This is a genomic window from Bacteroidota bacterium, from assembly GCA_019637975.1.
GTDB lineage: Bacteria > Bacteroidota > Ignavibacteria > UBA10030 > UBA6906 > CAADGV01.
Genome location: JAHBUR010000011.1, coordinates 96,800 through 115,195, shown reverse-complemented (window position 1 = coordinate 115,195; position 18,396 = coordinate 96,800). Strand labels below are relative to the sequence as shown.

13 protein-coding genes are annotated in these 18,396 nt (G+C 52.7%); 5 read left to right on the top strand and 8 right to left on the bottom strand.

Features of this window, described 5'->3' with window-relative positions; translation table 11 throughout:
* Nucleotides 1-76: 76 nt before the first annotated feature.
* The 8 genes from rnr to KF749_08180 all read right to left on the bottom strand — a co-directional run bounded on the left by rnr (nucleotide 77) and on the right by KF749_08180 (nucleotide 12,662).
* The gene (gene rnr / locus KF749_08215; GenBank protein MBX2991137.1) at nucleotides 77-2,341 is read right to left on the bottom strand and encodes a ribonuclease R; all 2,265 of its coding nucleotides are present in this window, start codon (nucleotides 2,339-2,341) and stop codon (nucleotides 77-79) included.
* A complete protein-coding gene (locus tag KF749_08210; GenBank protein ID MBX2991136.1) occupies nucleotides 2,281-6,825 on the bottom strand; it encodes a hypothetical protein in 4,545 nt (1,514 codons plus the stop codon). The genes rnr and KF749_08210 overlap by 61 nt, the downstream gene beginning before the upstream one ends.
* A 50-nt stretch (nucleotides 6,826-6,875) precedes the next feature.
* On the bottom strand, nucleotides 6,876-7,364 hold the full coding sequence (gene rfaE2, locus KF749_08205; GenBank protein MBX2991135.1) for a D-glycero-beta-D-manno-heptose 1-phosphate adenylyltransferase: 489 nt from the start codon (nucleotides 7,362-7,364) through the stop codon (nucleotides 6,876-6,878).
* Nucleotides 7,361-8,371 carry a D-glycero-beta-D-manno-heptose-7-phosphate kinase gene (gene rfaE1, locus KF749_08200; protein ID MBX2991134.1) on the bottom strand — a complete coding sequence of 337 codons (1,011 nt, stop codon included), beginning with the start codon at nucleotides 8,369-8,371 and terminating at the stop codon, nucleotides 7,361-7,363. The genes rfaE2 and rfaE1 overlap by 4 nt, the downstream gene beginning before the upstream one ends.
* An 89-nt stretch (nucleotides 8,372-8,460) precedes the next feature.
* A complete protein-coding gene (locus KF749_08195; GenBank protein MBX2991133.1) occupies nucleotides 8,461-9,006 on the bottom strand; it encodes a shikimate kinase in 546 nt (181 codons plus the stop codon).
* 14 nt (nucleotides 9,007-9,020) lie between these two features.
* A complete protein-coding gene (locus KF749_08190) occupies nucleotides 9,021-9,782 on the bottom strand; it encodes a methyltransferase domain-containing protein (GenBank protein MBX2991132.1) in 762 nt (253 codons plus the stop codon).
* Between the two features lie 6 nt (nucleotides 9,783-9,788).
* Entirely contained in the window at nucleotides 9,789-10,538 is a 750-nt protein-coding gene (locus KF749_08185; protein MBX2991131.1) for an outer membrane beta-barrel protein, read from the bottom strand.
* 18 nt (nucleotides 10,539-10,556) lie between these two features.
* Nucleotides 10,557-12,662, bottom strand: coding sequence for a peptidylprolyl isomerase (locus KF749_08180; protein ID MBX2991130.1), 2,106 nt, complete (start codon nucleotides 12,660-12,662; stop codon nucleotides 10,557-10,559).
* A gap of 224 nt (nucleotides 12,663-12,886) precedes the next feature.
* Here KF749_08180 and secD point away from each other — a divergent pair, with 224 nt between their 5' ends.
* The 5 genes from secD (at nucleotide 12,887) to KF749_08155 (ending at nucleotide 18,350) form a co-directional block, all read left to right on the top strand.
* Nucleotides 12,887-14,737: a protein translocase subunit SecD gene (secD, locus tag KF749_08175; GenBank protein ID MBX2991129.1), complete on the top strand. Its 1,851-nt coding sequence runs from the start codon at nucleotides 12,887-12,889 to the stop codon at nucleotides 14,735-14,737.
* A gap of 24 nt (nucleotides 14,738-14,761) precedes the next feature.
* Complete coding sequence (secF, locus tag KF749_08170) at nucleotides 14,762-15,688, top strand: protein translocase subunit SecF (protein ID MBX2991128.1); 927 nt, start codon at nucleotides 14,762-14,764, stop codon at nucleotides 15,686-15,688.
* 25 nt (nucleotides 15,689-15,713) lie between these two features.
* On the top strand, nucleotides 15,714-16,055 hold the full coding sequence (locus KF749_08165) for an STAS domain-containing protein (protein ID MBX2991127.1): 342 nt from the start codon (nucleotides 15,714-15,716) through the stop codon (nucleotides 16,053-16,055).
* 141 nt (nucleotides 16,056-16,196) lie between these two features.
* Nucleotides 16,197-17,036: a glycosyl transferase gene (locus KF749_08160; protein MBX2991126.1), complete on the top strand. Its 840-nt coding sequence runs from the start codon at nucleotides 16,197-16,199 to the stop codon at nucleotides 17,034-17,036.
* Between the two features lie 42 nt (nucleotides 17,037-17,078).
* A complete protein-coding gene (locus KF749_08155; protein MBX2991125.1) occupies nucleotides 17,079-18,350 on the top strand; it encodes an adenylosuccinate synthase in 1,272 nt (423 codons plus the stop codon).
* The last annotated feature ends 46 nt before the right edge of the window (nucleotides 18,351-18,396 follow it).

Sequence of the window (18,396 nt, the reverse complement as noted above, 5' to 3'; positions counted from 1 at the left end):
GGCGGAAAATGCAACGAAAGAATGGCGGAGGGAGGCGTCTCCCCCGGCCGTATGACACGTGATGCCTGCCGCCGGTTTATCGTACAACAACGAAATCTATCTCGCGAGTTTCCGGGTTGACGGAGACTACTCGAACGCGCACAGTGTCGCCAAGTCTGTACACTTTGCCGCGTGAGCGTCCCTTCAGTTGGTATCGTTTTTCGTCAAACAGGTAGTAATCATCCTCCAAATCACGAACGCGAATCAAACCCTGCACCAACAGGTCATTAATCTCCACAAACATGCCAAACGTCGTCACGCCTGAAATCACCCCCTCGAATTCGTCACCGAGGTGCCGTTTCATGTACTCCACCTGCATGACTTTGACCGATTCGCGCTCGGCTTCGGCCGCGACCCTTTCGCGGTCGGAGGATTGCCTGCAAATCGCGGGAAGCTGTTTTGCCATTGCCGCGCGCCGTCCTGCTCCCATTCCCTGCTCGTATTCATGCAACAAGCGATGGACCACGAGATCGGGATACCGCCTGATGGGAGAAGTGAAGTGTGTATAGTGTTTGAACGCCAACCCGAAATGCCCGATGTTCTTGTCGGAGTACACGGCCTTTGCCATCGAGCGGAGAGCGACTTCGTTGATGACGGTTTCGACTTCCGAACCTTTCACCTTATCGAGCAGCTTCTGCAACTGCAATGCCGTTACCCCGTGTTTTGTGTCCAGCGAATAGCCGAATTGCTTCACAAAACTGCCGAGATCTTCAAGCCGTGACGGGTCGGGGACATCATGCACCCGATAGACGAACGGCCTTTCATGTTCATCCTTTCTGACCTTGCCGATATGTTCGGCGACGACCTTGTTGGCGAGCAGCATGCATTCTTCAACAAGGCGGTGAGCGTCAAGTCGTGTTTTTTTGATAATGGCCGATGGAAAGCCCTGTGCATCGAACCGGAACTTGGCTTCGCCCGTATCGAAGTCGATGCTTCCCTTCTTACGGCGTTGAGCGGTAAGAAGTTGTGTGAATTTGTGCAGAGGCAGCAACATGTCGGAGCGCTCACCCTTCCCGCGCTCGATAATGGCTTGAACCTCCTCGTACGTGAAACGCCGTGCGCTATGAATCACCGTCTTCGCAATCTGATACTGCTCGATCTTCCCGCTCTTCGTCACCTCCATCAGCACGCTGTAGGTAAGGCGGTCGACGTTCGGGCGAAGGCTGCAGATGTTGTTGGAAAGGCGTTCCGGCAGCATCGGAACCACTTCGTTGACCATATACACGCTTGTTCCGCGCAGCAGCGCTTCGGCATCGAGTGCAGAGCCTTCTTTCACATAATGGCTCACATCGGCAATGTGAACGCCGAGCCGGTAGTTCCCGTTCTTCAGCGGCTCGAATGAAACGGCATCGTCGAAATCCTTGGCGTCTTCCGGATCGATGGTTACGCAAACGGTCGAGCGGAGATCGAGTCGCGGAGCAATGTCGCTTGCGGAGACAACCTCACTCAAAGCGTTTGCCTCCTGTTCAACAGAAGGCGGAAAACTCATCGGCAAGCCGAAACTGCGTGCCACGCTCAACACTTCCACCCGCGCATCGCCCGAAGGCCCGAGCGTTTCAATGATGGTTCCTTCGGGATTCTGGGCCGGATCATCCCAGGGAAACAACTTCACCACAACCTTGTCGCCGTGCTTTGCCTGTTTCGCATCTTCCGCCGAAACATACACATCGCGCGAGATGCGCTCATCATCAGGCTTGACGAAGAAAAAATTCCGGCTTCGCTCCAACGTACCGACAATTGTACTTGTTCGTCGTTCGACAATCTCAATAATCTCTCCTTCGGCTTTCTCCCGATCATTCCGCTCCCGTCTTCTCATCGGTTGTGCAAGAAGGGCGATCACCACCCTATCGCCATGTAATGCCGTGCCCATGAATTTTTCGGAAATGAAGACCTCGGTATCCGTGCCTTCAATTTTGACAAAGCCGAACCCGCGCCGCGTGACACTCAGCGTTCCGACCAGCCTGTTTGACGGGCGTTGCTGTTTTCCGGATTTCGCTTTCTTCTGTTTGACGTACCCTACCCGTCCCCGTTCATCGGATTGGATGAGGCCTTTGCGGTCAAGCTCATCCACGAGCGAGCGCAGATGGCTGTATTCATCCTTTGCGTTGATCTTGAGATGCTTGACAAGTTCTTTGAGGGTGTATGCCTGCGTGGGGTTCTCGGAAAGAAAACCGAGCAGCTTCTTTTTGATGTGTTTGATAATGTACTCCGTAGAGAACGTCTCAATCGACGTTCCGATTATTAGAATGAAATGCGGTAGAAGAACCGCGCGGAAGTCATTTCCTTCCTTGCATCTACTGATCCGAACAACGTCATGGTATCCACCTTTCGTTCCAGTTCCACCATGAAATTCCGCAGGGCCGGTCTGTCGAAAATATCGCCGAACGAGTAGAGAATGCTGAAGTTGGCGTTGCTGAACGGATCTTCAAGTATTTTTCCCCCGTACCGCCAGTAACCCTTGAATGCCGTGCCGCCGAGTCGGACATCGGCGCTCTGGCCGAATGAGCCGCTTCTGTCGTAACGGAACTCGAAGGAATGGATGAAACCTGTTCTATTCCGAAGAAACTCGGCAAGTGTGCTCGTAAGCAACGAGGTCGCCCCGCCGAGGAGCCCGGCACCGACAGTCGGCCCGACCTGCTCGGCAATGTTGTTCCGCTCGCCTCGCGTCAACGGAAAATTGTTGGTGATAACAAAGGTGAGGGCATCGGATTGTACGTCGTTTGAGGTGGGACTCTCCTTGTAGGCGTAGTAGTCAACTCCGTCGATTGTCATGGAAATCTCCGGCCGCGGAGCAAAGCGTGTACCGAGAATCTTGTACGTTACGATAACGTTCTCTTCTGTTGATGATTCGGTGTATTTGCGGGAGCCCTGGTAGGTTGCCGTAATATTCAACTCGGGGTTCAGGAAGTCGCCCGTGTATGTCATCGTTCCTTCGGCGTCGAACCGTTTGCCGTAGAAGTTGTATGATGCACGGCGGACATCCATGACTCCGTTCCACGATTTTCCGTCCTCGGTAATTGCCGCGTTGCCTGTAATGTTCGCGACAAGTTCTTCGTTGGTTGTCGGATTGAAAATCATACGCACTTCATTGTTGCTTCCGGCAAACTCCACACTCAAATCATAACGCAAGCCGTCGATGAATGAACGTGACCGTGTTTCTCCGTTCTGCTCGCCCGCCGCGCTGCGCTGTCCTGTTGTGAAGTACCTGGCGGTGCTGACGGCAACTTCGGACTCGACAACTTTCGTTGTATCATCCACAACCCTGAGAGGAATGTAGAAGGTATCTTCACGCGCCGTCGAGGCGGTGGGTGGAAATGCAAGCGTCGAATTGCGTACGAGAACCTGTCCCCTGAGTAACGAATTTTGTACATCTCCTGAAAAATGAAGTCCCCGCTGCGCGATTTCCACCGGCAACTCGCCGTACACTGCCAGCGAGGATGTCCGGGTGTTTCTGTTGACAACAAGCAGTTGCCCGCTGATATCGAAATTGAAATCGGACGGCACAAGCTCGCTCAACGCAAAGTCGCCGGTAACGGTGATGACTCCTTCGCGGCCGGGCCGGTTGTCGCTCTCCACGTTACGGATTTTTGCGGAGAGAATTTTAATGCGTTCACCGTCCGGTTTGAATGTTCCGCTCAACCTGTAAAACATGTTGTTCGGCATAAACAGGAATGAACACTCCTCGATGTTCATCGATCCGGTAAAGTTCGGCCTCTGCGGCGTGCCACCGACCTTGAAATTAGCTTTGAGGATCCCCTTCAGTTCATTGAATGTCGGGAGGAGAGGATCGAGCAAGCTCATCTGCAGGCCGTCGGAGTACACGGTAAATTCCATCGGGCGGGCGGGCAAGCGTTCTTCAACATCCGTCAACGCGAGATCAATCGGCAGAACCCCGGTAACCGACAAATCGGGTTGGCCGCTTGTTTTATCTTGCCTGTTATCTATCAGCAACGTCGTGGCAAGCTTCTGATCCTCGTAGTCGAGTATGCCCTGAATTTCACCGAACGGGAACCCGCTGTAGAACACGTTGCGGGCGCCAAGTTTCGCGTCGTAGAGAGGAAACGACAGCGTACCTTTCACGTTTACATCGAAATCGGCAAGCCCTTCGAAGTGCCGCTTGTTGTTCCCCTGCTCTTTTTCCGGCAGAACGTACTTGAGTTGTTCAAGATTCAGATCTGTTCCGCGAAGAACAACGTTCAACCTTCCCTCCGATTCAATGGCACCGTTGAGGGAAATCCTCTGCGAGTCTCGCCGGAACGTGACGTGCTGAATGCGCATACCGCCGCTGCTCACCGCAACAGATGCGCCGTCATCAGCCTTCCACATGAAATCCTTGTATCCGGCGAACAGGTTGGTCAGAATGAACTGTATCTCTTCGTCCGTCACGCCGATTTGGCCGCTGGTTCTCAGATGGGTGTCCTTGTCGTGGTCAGCCTGCACCACAAAACCGGCATACTCTTTATCGTAGAAGATGCCGAACTTCAGCGTATCGAGCTTTGTGCGGTTGATGTGCATCTTTCCCGCATCAACACGGACACGCAAGGTGAGTTCGGAAAGAGGATTGACGGGCTTGAGATCATTGAATCGCAGCGATGCGATCCCGTTTTGCACGAGCATGCCGGCGTCGGCGTCGCCGTAGAAAAACTCCGCCACCATAACATCGGCCTCACCTTGAAGATCATCGAAATTCCCTTTCAACGATCCGCTGATGGTTCCGGTTGCGTCGAACATTCTGTTGCCGGTGAGAATGGAGACGGGCTCAAGAGTCTTTACCGTCAGCGTATACGCGGCATCCAGTTCTTTGTGTTCCGAACGGAGCCTTTCGCCTTTCGCCAGCAACGCCGCCTCGTCGAACGACGTAACAAGCGTCGAGTCGAGCGCGCTGAAACGTCTGCCGATTGCGAGCCGCAGATTGTCGACTTCGTAGCGGATCAATCCGACCATATAGTCGAGATCAAACCTGCCGTTGATCGAAAAATCCGCGACATCGGAAGTCATTCGGATGGAACTGTTCATCGGATCGCGTTGATCAACCGCAAGCGACACCAAGCTCGAATCGATCCGGTATTCCCTGTATCGTGAAGAGGAAAGAGCAATTCTCGAGTTGCCGTTGATTCTCTCCCACCGCAGCCCGGTTCCCTGAGCTTCAAGCGTCATTGTCAAGTCGCTGACTTGTGAATCGTCATCCAGCAACTCGGCAAGATTGAGTGACGATACCTTCCCCTCGACGTGAAATTCCGGCACGTCTGTATTTGATCTGTCGAGTTCTCCCTGCAACTGCGTGCGCATCGAGCCGAATGCAAGGTGAATATTCCCCTCAAGTTTTTTGTTTGCAGAAGTGAAGAAGATTTCCGAAGGCCCGACAACCTCCCCAGCGAACATCGATGAATCCGTCACGAGTTGAACTGTTCCCGTCAGATCGTCGAGAGAGGTTCCGTGCCCTTCAAGTCGCAATACGCTGTTCAGCTCTCCGTTGATTTTCTCGTTCTGTATGAGATGCGAAAGCTGAAGCCCGCGTGTCACAATCTCCGCCTGGTACGCGAGGGTTTCCGGACCGCCAATCCTGAGCTTGGCTCCTTTTGTCGAGATCGCGCCGGCTTGTGATTGGAATGTGAGATCGGTACTGAAATCAAGCGGTTCACCGTTAAAATCAAACTCGACGGTTGCCGGGCCGATGGACGTATAGTCGGGAAGTTCGAACGAGGGCATCAACGCAAGAACATCGCTGTAGTCAATAACGCTTTCGCGACATTTCACGTTGAGCAGCAAACGATCAGGGTCGTGCAGATTGGAGACAAAGCCTGCAAGATGGAGGTTCGTGTTCCGCGAGTTCAGATGAATTTGTTGCACCTCCAACCGGCCGAACTGTCCCGACGCAACGATTTCGCTTGTTATCTGGCCGTCGAGAAAATCGAGTTGATGGATGAAGCGGCGAAGTTCGGCGAGGTCGAGCCTGTTCGTCCGCAAGGCAAGCTCAACGGGTTTTGCCTTGAGATCTGACAACTCAATGCCGGCCAGCAGGTCAATATCCTTCATTGACGCATCCAGCGTGAGTTGCGAGCGGGAAGTCTGGATTTTCAGATTCTTCACTACCGCTTCCCGATCTGTCACGCGGAACTCGCCCGAGAACTGGTTTACTGTAACATCGGGGGTCCTTGAGACGAAGGACATTGACTTGAAATTGGCGCGTTTGAAATCGGTTGCGACAAGGACGGAGTTCAGCACCAAGTTGAGATTGTCGAGAGCGAAATCATGGTATTCCACAAAGTAGGGTCCTGTGGTTTCATGATCGAATTCCGCGAGACTTGCCGAATCCGCAAGCCTGAGAGAGCCGTTCTTGATTTCAAATCTGTTCACGGCAATAGGCCAATCGAACGGGCCGGATGCGGTATCGTCCGGCGCGGGCCGTATCATGCGCGAAAAATTCCATATGCTATCCCTGCCGCAGAGCAATTGAATGCGCGGCTGAATGAGGGTGAGCGTGCTGACGTTTATTTTGCGGGAAGGAATCTCAAGCAGATCGTACCGGATGTCGAGCCGGTCCATGGAAATGACACGTTCTCCCTGAACTGCGATCGAAACCGAATCGATGGAGAATCCGGAGATGAGATTGCCCTGAATGTTGCCGAGATGAATGTCGGCATCCAGAAGAGAGTCAAGCTGCGCTTGAGCAAATGAACGGAGCGTATTCCGGAAGAATTGGGTTTGTGTTATCCCGGCCAGGATGCTGATCAGAATGATGAACGCTGCCGCACAGTACGCAAGCCATTTAAGGAACTTCTTCACTATTCACTTCCACACGAACGTCGTTGGTGAATTCGCGGCAACATGCCGCATCACTGCTGTTTTCCCCCGTAAGCATCCAATACTTTCTGAATGACGTTTGTTGTCGAGCGCCCCGGGGTCAGCCGGATGGTTTTCACCGTACCGCCGTGTCGCTCAACAACCTCCCTCCCCACAATAGCGTCAATACTCCAATCGGCACCCTTGACAAGAATATCGGGTACGAGTTTCGAGATGATGCGTTGCGGCGTGTCTTCACCGAAGAAACAAATGTAATCAACCGAAGCGAGAGCGCTCAAAACGGCGGCCCTGTCTGCATTGGAATTGATAGGACGCTTCGGTCCCTTGATTCGCCTGATCGATGCATCAGAATTGAGGCCGACAATCAACACATCACCCAACCTTTTTGCCTTTGCGAGATATTCCACGTGCCCCCGGTGCAGAATATCGAATGTGCCGTTGGTGAACACGACTTTCTTTTTGTGTCTGCGAAGCCTCTTGCGCAAGGCAACGAGCGACTTCAGCGCAAGAACTTTGCTCATCGGCCTTGCCCGTTTGGTGAAAAACGCATCGCCGCTTCGAGCAATTGACTGGGCAATATCGGCACAATGCCGACCGACGCAACAACAACACCTGCGGCGCAATTAGCCAGAACCGATGCTTCACGGATACCGGCTCCGCTTGCAAGGGCCATCGTCAAGGTTGAAACAACCGTGTCTCCGGCTCCCGACACATCCTGCACGTTGGTCGCTTCCGTCGGTACATGCCCGATGCCGCCGTTTGATTCAAAGAGCGACATGCCCTCTTCGCCGCGGGTGATGAGGATGTTCTCCGCTTCAAGCGAATCCAGCAGGTGTTTGCCGGCGTTCTCGACATCATTTTGCGTCTTCAGCCTGCCGCCTATTGCCTCTTCCACTTCGCGCCTGTTGGGTTTGAATACTGTAACACCTTTGTATTCAAAAAAGTTGTTCAACTTCGGATCAACCGTGATAATCTTGTTGTATTTTTTCGCCACGGCAACAAGTTCGTGAATGACTTCTTTCGTGACGACGCCCTTGTTGTAGTCTTCAATGATGATGGCATCAAGTTCGTGAATGTTGTACTTCACGGCATCGACAATCAAATGACGGATGTGTTCGGGGCATTCCGCTTTTGATTCGTTATCGATGCGGACAACATGCTGCGCGTGAGCGATGACCCGCGTCTTGATTGTTGTCGGCCGGCCGGCGTCAACCACGACGCCCTTTGAGGAGAGATTCCGCTCATTCAGAATCTGAATAAACATATCACCCGGATGGTCCTTGCCGATCAACCCGACAAGTATCGGCTCGCCGCCGAGCGTCTGAATGTTGTTTGCCACATTGGCGGCGCCGCCCAGCCGGACCTGTTCATCAATCACTTCAACAACAGGTACAGGAGCCTCGGGTGATATCCGGCCCACTGTGCCCCAGTAATACCTGTCCACCATCAAGTCGCCGACGACAGCAACGCGTTTCCCCTTGAAATTGTGCAGCAGTTCATGAAGCCTCGCTTCAGAGAACGATACCACGCTACTCCCCCTATAGTATGTGAAATTTCATGGCTATATATAGCAATTAACTCGTTGAAATGCAACGATTTGTGGGGACGCGCACGAACTTACCTGCCGTGGCGCGTGAGTCTTTTCACTATCTCGTCCACCGTAAAGCCGACCTTCTTCTGGTCGGTATGAATTGTTAGATCGGCCTGTGCATAGATCGGCTCGCGCTCACGATACAAGCTCATCACGCGTTCGCGAAGCGCTTCGTACTCAAGACGACCCCCTTCGCGATCGGCAAGAACCGGCCTGTCGGATTTGTGTTGCAGCCGTTTGAGAAGATGCTCAGGAGAGGACTCCAGGTAAATGAGAAGGCCTGAAGTTTTGACCCGATGAAAGTTCGCAGGATCGACCAAGGATCCTCCACCCAACGAAACAACGATGTGGTCGCGCTTGCTGATTTCTTCAAGAACATCATGCTCCGTTGTGCGAAAGAAGTCCGCTCCCTCGCTCTGGAAGATCTCTTTCACACTTTTGCCGAGCCGCTGCTCAATCGCTTTGTCGATATCGATGAACTCGAAGCCGAGCGTATTGGCAAGAATCGGCCCGATCGTACTTTTGCCGCTTCCCATGAAACCAGTCAGGTAGATGAGTGTTTTCCGCTGCAGAGGCTCGGACATGGCTACTCCCGGTGCGTTCTCTGAATCATCGCGCGGACGACGGCGATTGTCTTTCCCTCACTCTCGACAGACGTCATCCCGGTCGAGATACGGAATTCACTATCCTTCAAAGAAGCAAAGAACATTTCCCCGACAGAGCGTCCGGGTTCGGTCATAACGGCAATACCATTTGGGGCAAGAAGCAGTGACAACACGTGTTTGATTGCGGCGAACATTCTTTGCTCGTACACAACGTCGGCTGCGATCACAACATCAAACGGTTCAAGAAGGGGAGGGCGGCGCCAGTCGAATTGGATCACGTCGATGCTTGATTCTACTACGTGAGCAGGAAGGTTGCGTTGCACATTGTACCGTACGAAATCCAACGCGTCAGTTTCATAATCGGAAAATGTAACGATTGCACCAGCTTGTGCAGCGGCGATTCCGGCAAGTCCCAGTCCGCAACCCAACTCAAGAACGCGCTTCCCTCGAAGTACCCCGTCCTCAAGGCACCACCGGGCCAGTTCAAGCGAAGAAGTCCAAACATCCGCCCAGTAAGGAAGTCGCTCATCTTCGGAGAACGTCTCAGGATCAATTGCATCGACAAGAACATTGGTGTCGCGGACTTTCAAGAGTGTGACAGATTTTCCCGCAATACCATACTCCTTCTCAACCACATCATACTTGGCGGACAGTTTGTGTCGAAGGTCTTCCTGCAAGGGTAACGAAGATGCGGGGTGAACTTCCTCGTGCAACGAGGGATGATGCGGAGATGACGGATTCACAAATACCTACAACTCAAGCACAATGCCAACCTGAAAGATCATTCCGTCTGTGTGAACCCGCGATTCGAACGGTTGCGTGCTGACTTGAACAAGCGTCGAGCCGTACTCGGCCTGAGGTGATGAGAATTGATTGACAGAATTGAACTGCAGATCCCTGAACTTCATCTCGGCGCACAGTTGCACAAATGGATGCAGACGGTATGTCACGCCGCTGAGGACGTGAATGCCGTACCCGACCCCCTGATCAATTGACGGGGCTTCCGTGTTTCCGATTCTGTAGATCCTCCGGCCAAAATACGCCCCGCCTCCGCCTCCAATGTACACGCCGATGACTTCACCAGAAAACGGAATAATGAAATAGCCCGTCATTTCAACAGGGATCACCCGGTAGCCATCATCAACGGGAATTTGCCGGTTGGAAAGCCTGATGAACGAGGTTTGTGTTGTACGGAGATAATCAGCAGACAGGGCTACAGCAATGTCGGATTCGGGGAAGCGGTAGCGTACTTCTACACCGTAGCCCCACGTCTTGTCGATGGAGAAAAACTGCGCGCGGCGAAGCTCGTCTGAGGAATTTGGATCGAGAAAGATCTGGGAGCCTGTTGTAAGACTCCCCTTAAGCGCAATTGAAAAGAGTTTGAAGTCTGCCGCCCGGGCTTGCGAGAGGAACGCACACGCCAGAACCGCTGCAACGAAGAGGCCTGCCCGCGGCGTCGCATGTGCGACACGGTGAGCAGGCGGGCGAACAACGTTCATAACCCACCTCTCTGGAAATCATCTGTAAAACTGATCCCTGTTATCCTCTATGTTAGCAGTTTCCTTCAATTTTGCAAGCCATTCGGCAACATAGCGGCTTCGCTTGTCCTGAAGTAATTGGTTGCGAATTGTTTCCCGCTGGGCTTCGTATGCAGTTTCATCAAACGGAGTCTTTGAAATAAGCTGGACAATATACACACCCCTCGCCCCAGCGAACGGAGACGATATCTGTCCAACTGACAGCGCTTCAATCACGCCATTGAAAACAATATCGCGGCCTACTCCGGGAACCCCGCTAATTGGCAAAAACGGAGATGTTTGTTGAACTTGGACGCGTGAATCAAGCGACGAAAGTCTCGTCACGCTGTCCGACGGCGAGAGTTTTGCCTTAAGGTCTGACGCGACCTCCTTCACCCTCTCTATTTTCTTCTTCCTCAGAACCTGCGGCTTCAGCGACTCTTTGACATCAGCAAAGGGCTGGACGCCGGCATCCGTTGCCTCTGCAATAACAAACACGCCCCAAACGTTCGGTACCGTAAAGGGATCGCTGACGGAGCCGACCTTGTTGGCAAATGCCCACTTGGTGACGGCTTCATTCACGCCAAGACCGGGAATGATTCCGCTCTTCTCCTGAATTTCAGCTTCCTTCGGTTCGAGGCCGAGGGCCGTTGCCTCCTTCACAAACTCCGATTCACGGGCAATGGCAGCAAAATCACGTGCGCGATCCGTTACATCATTCTTGGTTTGCATGCTTGCGGTGATTTTTGAAACGATGCTCGCTGTTTTCACTTCACGCGAATCACGTCCCGTCAGCTTGATAATGTGCAATCCGAACGCCGTTCGAACCGGGCCGACGATTTCACCGATGCGGGCCTTGAATGAGGCATCTTCAAACTCTTTCACCATACGTCCCTTGCCGAACCAGCCGAGGTCGCCGCCTTTCTGGGCATTGCTCGGGTCGCCGGAATGTTTCGCCGCCAAGGCCGCGAAGTCGGCTCCGGCTCGCGCTGCGCGGGCAACTTCCATCGCCGTCGCTTTCAGCGCGTTTGAATCGGCATCCGTGAGTTGAAAAAGAATATGGCTTGCACGGACAAACTCCGCCGATCCCTTTCGTTCTTCCAGTATCTTGATGAGATGGTAAGTGTCGAACTCGAGTATCGGCCCGACGAGTTCGCCAACCTTTGCCGAGAAGATTGCATTCTCAAGATTCGGGCTCAACTCCCCGTGCTTGAACCAGGTTCCGCTGTCTGGTCGGTCGGAATACGTATTGACAAGCTGGAGGAAATCTACGCCGCTGGCGGCTTTTTGCCGGGCATCCTCAAGGTCGGCCACCCGTCCGGCAGTATCGGCGGCGGTCGGATGGTCAAGGAATGTCACGTACTTGAGCTTGCGCTTTGCTGCGAACTTGTATGTCTCAATCGTCTCGTCGTAATACGCTTTCAAATCCGATTCAGTGACGGTAATTTCATCATCCGTCGCAAACACATTCGGATCGAAGAATGCAAACGATGCGTCGTACCGGATACTCTGTTCGTCGAATCGTCTTCGTACTTCACTCTCGCTTACACGCACGGCGGCGGTGATAAGACTCTGGAGTTTTTCCTGCTGGCGACGTACGCGGAGATTCTTCTCGAAGTCGGCAAGCCACTTGGTTCCATACGCTTTGTTGACCCCTTGCGGATCTTGAATAAACTGGTTGGGATCGCGGAGAAACTGATCGTACACATCGCGCCGGAACTGACCGAGTGAATCAACAAAGTTCCGCCTGAGGTCCTCGGGAGGATTGTCACCCCGCACCCAGTCAACAATCTCCTGATCACTTACCGTAATGCCGAGCTTTTTAATTTGACTTTCGATGAGATGCTGGTTGACCAGCTGCTGCCATACCTGGTCGCGGGCTTGCTTCATCTGGTTTTCGTCGGGGTCGATGTTGGTTTGCTGCCGCTGATTCTCGGTGACATTTCGTACAAGTTCGGAGAATTCATCCAGCGGTATGTCTTTCCCGTCGATTGAGCCGACAACTGCCGGGCGTCCTCCCGAACTGAGTCCGAGATAGTCCATCCCCCATTCAAACACAATAGTAATCACAAACGCAATAAGGAGGCCGAACAGAATAACTGGCATGCTTTCCCGCATGCGGGTCATGATAGGCATAACAGTAAGAAACCCTTGATCTAAATGTGGACGGATACAAACAAAAGTGCAACAAATATAACCGAAAGGGCCTGTAAATGCAACGCTAATTATTGACTTTCTCCGCCGATTGGTTTACATTTGAAGGCTTTATTTTGGAGATATGCGTTTCCTTCCACACTTCAGTTCCTGTTTTTGAATCCCGGAGGTTTGTAGTGCGAAAGTATCGGTTCAGAATTATTGTCATACTTGCCGTTGCGGCCCTTGGTATCTACCATCTGTGGCCAACCTATACGGATTATTCGTTCCACAAGAAACTCAGCAGTTTGAGTGGTGCGGACAGTCTTGAATTTGCCGAGAAGAACGAGGAGGCGATTCGCGAGGCACGATCTAAACGCATCAAGCTTGGTCTCGACCTCCAGGGCGGCATGCGTGTCGTGCTCGAGGTCAACGTTCTCAAGCTGATTGAAGATCTGGCGAAGAACAAAGATGACGTCTTCACTCAAATCATCAAGGATGTAGCCGATGAAGTCCGGCGCTCCGACGAATCTCCCGTTTCCATTCTCCGCAGGAAAATGGAAGAGCGGCAAATTCGCATGAGCCGGTACTACAGAAGTTTGCGCGACAGTAATGACGATATTGCTGATTTTCTTGAGGATGAAACGAAGAAAGCGATTGACCGCGCAATGGAGATTGTACGCAACCGCGTCGATCAGTACGGCGTTTCCGAGCCCTCAATCCAAAAATTAGGCGCATCGCGGATTATCGTCGAACTTCCCGGTGTAACCAAGGAAAGCGAAGTCCGCCAATTGCTTCAAGGCACCGCCCTGCTGGAGTTCAAGCTGTTGAAGGAAGCGGAGCAGGTAGTATCCGTTATGCAGGCAATTGATAAAGTGCTGGCTGCCGATACCTTGCTGGCCCCCGTCGATACGACGCAGGAAAACGAGTTGCTGAAAGCCGATACAGAGAAACTTACGCCGGAAGGCGAGTTGACCCCCGAGCAGTTCAGGCGACAGCATCCGTGGTTTTCTGTTGCGCTCGTGGATAACAGGGCTCCCGGTGAGGCAATTGTGCAGGAGGAGAACAAAGATAAGGTGCGTCGCATGCTCGAACGTGAAGACGTGAAACGCTTGATTCCCGCCGACATGCAGTTCCTTTTCAGCGCGAAGCCTCGCTTTGTGAGCGAAGGCAAGCGGTACTTCACCCTCTACGCCGTGAAGGCAACGCCGGAACTGACAGGCGGCGTTATCACAAATGCCCGCGCCAATCTCGACCCGAACAACAACGCCCCCATCGTGACGATGGAGATGAATAGTGAAGGCTCACGCGATTGGGCGCGCATTACCGGAGCAAACATCAACAAACGGATTGCCATCGTGCTGGATAACGGGGTGTTTTCCGCACCGAACGTCCGCAACAAAATCATCGGCGGCAACTCGCAGATTGAAGGGATGGAAAACCTCGAAGAAGCCCGGCTCCTTGAAATTGTCTTGAAAGCCGGCGCTCTTCCGGCGCCCGTCGAAATCGTCGAGCAGCGTTCTGTCGGGCCGTCACTCGGTGAAGACTCGATCCGTCGCGGCCTTTTGTCATCCGGCCTTGCCACATTGCTCACCATTATCTTCATGGTTCTGTACTACCGGACCGGCGGGGCCGTCGCAGACTTGGCCGTTCTGTTTTGCCTGATTCTGCTTCTTGGTGTGTTGGCCGCATTTCAAGGTACACTCACGTTGCCCGGCATTGCGGGCATCATTCTGACGCTCGCCGTAGCCGTTGACGCCAACGTGCTCATCTACGAACGTATTCGCGAAGAGCAGGCAACAGGCAAAACATTGCGCGCAGCGATTGATGCAGGCTACCAAAAAGCATTCACGGCCATCTTTGATTCGAACCTGACAACATTCATTACGGGCGTTATTCTCTTTCAGTTCGGAACGGGGCCGGTGCAGGGTTTTGCGCTTACGCTGATGATCGGTATTCTCGCGAGTATGTTCAGCGCTATTTTCGTTACTCGCGTCATCTTTAACATTCTTACGGAAAAGTCGAGCACGGCAGTCAGCTTCGGCTAAGCATTCTTCAGGAGACTTCGTAACATGCGGATTTTTGGAAAGACAACTATTGACTTCATGGCAAAGCGGAATTTCTGGTTTGTTGTTTCAGGAATTGTGATTCTGACCGGAATGGTTTCCTTGTTCATGAAAGGGCTGGATTACGGCATTGACTTCCTCGGAGGAACGGAACTGGTCGTCCGGTTCGACAAACCTGTTGATGTTGGTGATGTTCGAACAGCAATGCTGCAAGCCGGACTTGAAAAGCCGGAGATCAAGACTTTCGGCAGCGATCGCGACATTCTTGTCCGAACGACGGAACAGGGATTCGGCACAACAATCGGCGACAAGATCAGAGAGGGGCTGCTCACATCGTTTCCCGATAATGCCCAGGAAGTGACCAAGGAAGACAAGATCGGTCCGAAGATTGGTGCTGAACTCCGCCGTGACGCATTGTACGCCGTTATCGCATCGTTGATAGCCATTACCATTTACGTGGCATTTCGCTTCAAATGGATTTTCGGTGTCGGCGCCGTTGTGGCGTTGTTCCACGATGTGCTTGTTACGCTCGGCGTCATCTCCATCTTCGACGGCATCACGCCGGGATTCTATCTGGAAATCGACCAGAATATGATCGCCGCATTCCTGACACTCGTCGGCCTTTCGGTCAACGATTCCGTGGTCATCTTCGACCGTATCAGAGAGAACTCGAAAATCTTCAAGTCGATGGGAGCGTACGAACTGATCAACAAAAGCCTGAACGAAACCCTCAGCCGCACAATCATTACCTCGGGAACTATTTTCGTCGTGCTGGTTGTGCTGCTGATTTTCGGCGGAGAAGTGAATCGCGGTTTTGCATTTGCCCTTACAATCGGCATTATTACAGGAACGTATTCCTCCATTTACATAGCGAGCGCAACAGTATTGGAGTGGTCGAAACGGACAAAGAAGCAAACACGACTTATCGGGTAGAAACACTCCCGGAAAGAGAACGTCCATGAAATTCAAAACATCACAACAAGGCGGCACAACGGTCATTGCCATTGAAGGGAACTTGATGGGCGGACCGGATGCCTCCACACTGAACGACAAGCTGGTTGAGTTGATTGATGCCAAGAAGAAGCACGTTGTGATCGACCTCAGCGGTGTCAACGTCATCAACAGTTCGGGGCTCGGCATGCTGATCAAAGGCGCCTCGACGATGAAGGGAGCCGGGGGCAGACTCGCTATTGCAGGCGCCTCGGACAAGATTCTCGACCTTATCAAGATTACCAAGCTTACCGGCGTTCTCGCAACGTACCCCTCGGCTGCCGATGCCGCGGCAAGTTTCAAAAAATGATTGATTCTGAAAGCTTAATGTCCGACCTTTCTCACAGAGAGGTCGGTTTTTTTTTGCGGTGCCCGGAGACCCCCTCAACGATCTCGAAGGGGGAGAGTGTAGCGCAAACTCCGCCGGTGCATGTACAGTGAGAGACACACATTGAATTCTCGAATTCCGAACCAGTTTCACTTTGTTTTTGTCAAGCAGTCCGAGCCGTTTCATCTGGCGTTCTATCTTTGCATCGAGTCGTGTTTGCAGGTGAACAAGCCGGACAAGATTTTTTTCCATTTTCTAAAAAGACCCTACGGCAGACTGTGGGATAGTATCAAGGAGAGAATTACCCCTGTTCAGCTCGATGGAGCAGCCTACAGAGCCCGCGAAGAGTCTGTGAAGAAGAAGATTCCGGGCTCCTGGAGCAGGAAATTCAGTTACGCCATCGTATCGGATTTCATCAGACTTGAGAAACTGGTTGAGTATGGCGGCATCTATGCCGACGTCGACACACTGTTCGTCAACCCGCTTCCGGAGCGGCTGATGCAAAAGCCGTTTGTGCTGGGTCGCGAACCCGACTTTCGTGATGAAACAACGAACGAATCGAGGCCTTCAATCTGCAGCGCCATTATCATGTCGGAACCGCAGGCGGAATTCGGCAGATCGTGGCTTCGCGAGATGGAGACGGCATTCGACGGAAGCTGGAATAAACACAGTTCACTGCTGCCGTATCAACTCAGCCTGAAGTATCCCGACCTTGTTCACATCGAACCCCAACGATCATTCTTCCACCACGATTATACTCCCGCGGGCATTAATGCGCTTTTCAAAAAATGCGATGCAGACTTCAGCGGAATGTACAGCATGCATCTGTGGAGCAACATTTGGTGGTCGCGATGGCGAAGGGACTTCTGGAATTTTCATTCCGGAAAGCTCACCCCGCGCTACATCCGGAACGTCGATACCACCTACAACATTCTCGCACGCAGGTATTTGCCGGATGCTTGAGAAGTCACACGTTGTCCAGGATTATCTAACACAGAACATAATATGCCCGTTCACATAATCGTCGGCGCCCAGTGGGGCGATGAAGGAAAAGGAAAAGTCGTTGACATGCTTTCCGGGCATGCCGACATTGTCGCCCGCTATCAAGGCGGCGCGAATGCCGGACACACGGTGTGCATCGGCGAGAAAACGTACGTTCTTCATCTCATACCGTCGGGAATATTTCACCAACACATTGCATGCGTCATCGGCAACGGAGTTGTGATTGACCCCGTAGCGTTGATGAGCGAGATCGATCAATTGCAGAAGGCCGGCATCGATATCAAAGGCCGGCTGCTGATCAGCCACAACGCGCATCTCATCATGCCGTATCACAAGATGCTCGATACGATCAGGGAAAAATCGGCAAACAACATCGGTACAACCGGACGCGGCATTGGCCCGGCCTACATCGACAAGTTCATGCGGGTCGGAATCAAGATCGTCGATCTGCTCGACCGCGACATTCTCGCCAAGAAGCTCAAGGCCAATATCGAAGAGAAGAACCAAATTCTCACCAAAGTCTACGGCGAAACGAAAATGGATGTCGATGCCATCATCGCCGAATATCAGGAATTCGACAAGTCCATCGACGAGTACATTACCGACACATCCCTCTTTCTCAATTCTGCTTTGAAAGAAGGGAAGAAAATCATCGCCGAAGGCGCACAAGGCGCGCTGCTCGATGTTGATCACGGCACGTATCCGTTCGTGACATCCTCCAACCCGACGTCAGGAGGGGCGTGTACGGGACTCGGCATTCCACCGACGTACGTTGATACGATCACGGGCATTGTGAAGGCGTACTCGACGCGTGTCGGCAACGGGCCGTTCCCGACAGAACTTCTCGATGACACCGGCGAAAAACTCCGCCGCATCGGACACGAATTCGGCGCAACAACAGGCCGCCCGCGCCGCTGCGGATGGTTCGATGCTGTTGCGCTGCGCTATTCGGCAGCCGTGAACGGCATTCAACAAATCGTCATTACGAAGCTTGATGTGCTTGATGAGTTCGATGAGATCAAGATCTGCGTCGGTTACGAAGTCGGCGGCAAGAAGCTGAAATCATTCCCCACCGATGTCAAAACGCTCGAAAGTGTGACGCCGGTGTATGAGAAGTTTGAGGGTTGGAAGACTCCGATTTCAGAAGTCAGAAAGTTTGTCGACCTGCCGCCCGCAACTCGCCGGTATCTCGTTGCCATGGCCGAACTTACGGGCACTCGCATTCACATTGTCTCGGTCGGCCCGCGGCGCGATCAAACATTCTACGCCCAATAACCGGCCGGCATGTCGTGAAAGGTACGCTCAACTTCAAAATCTTCCT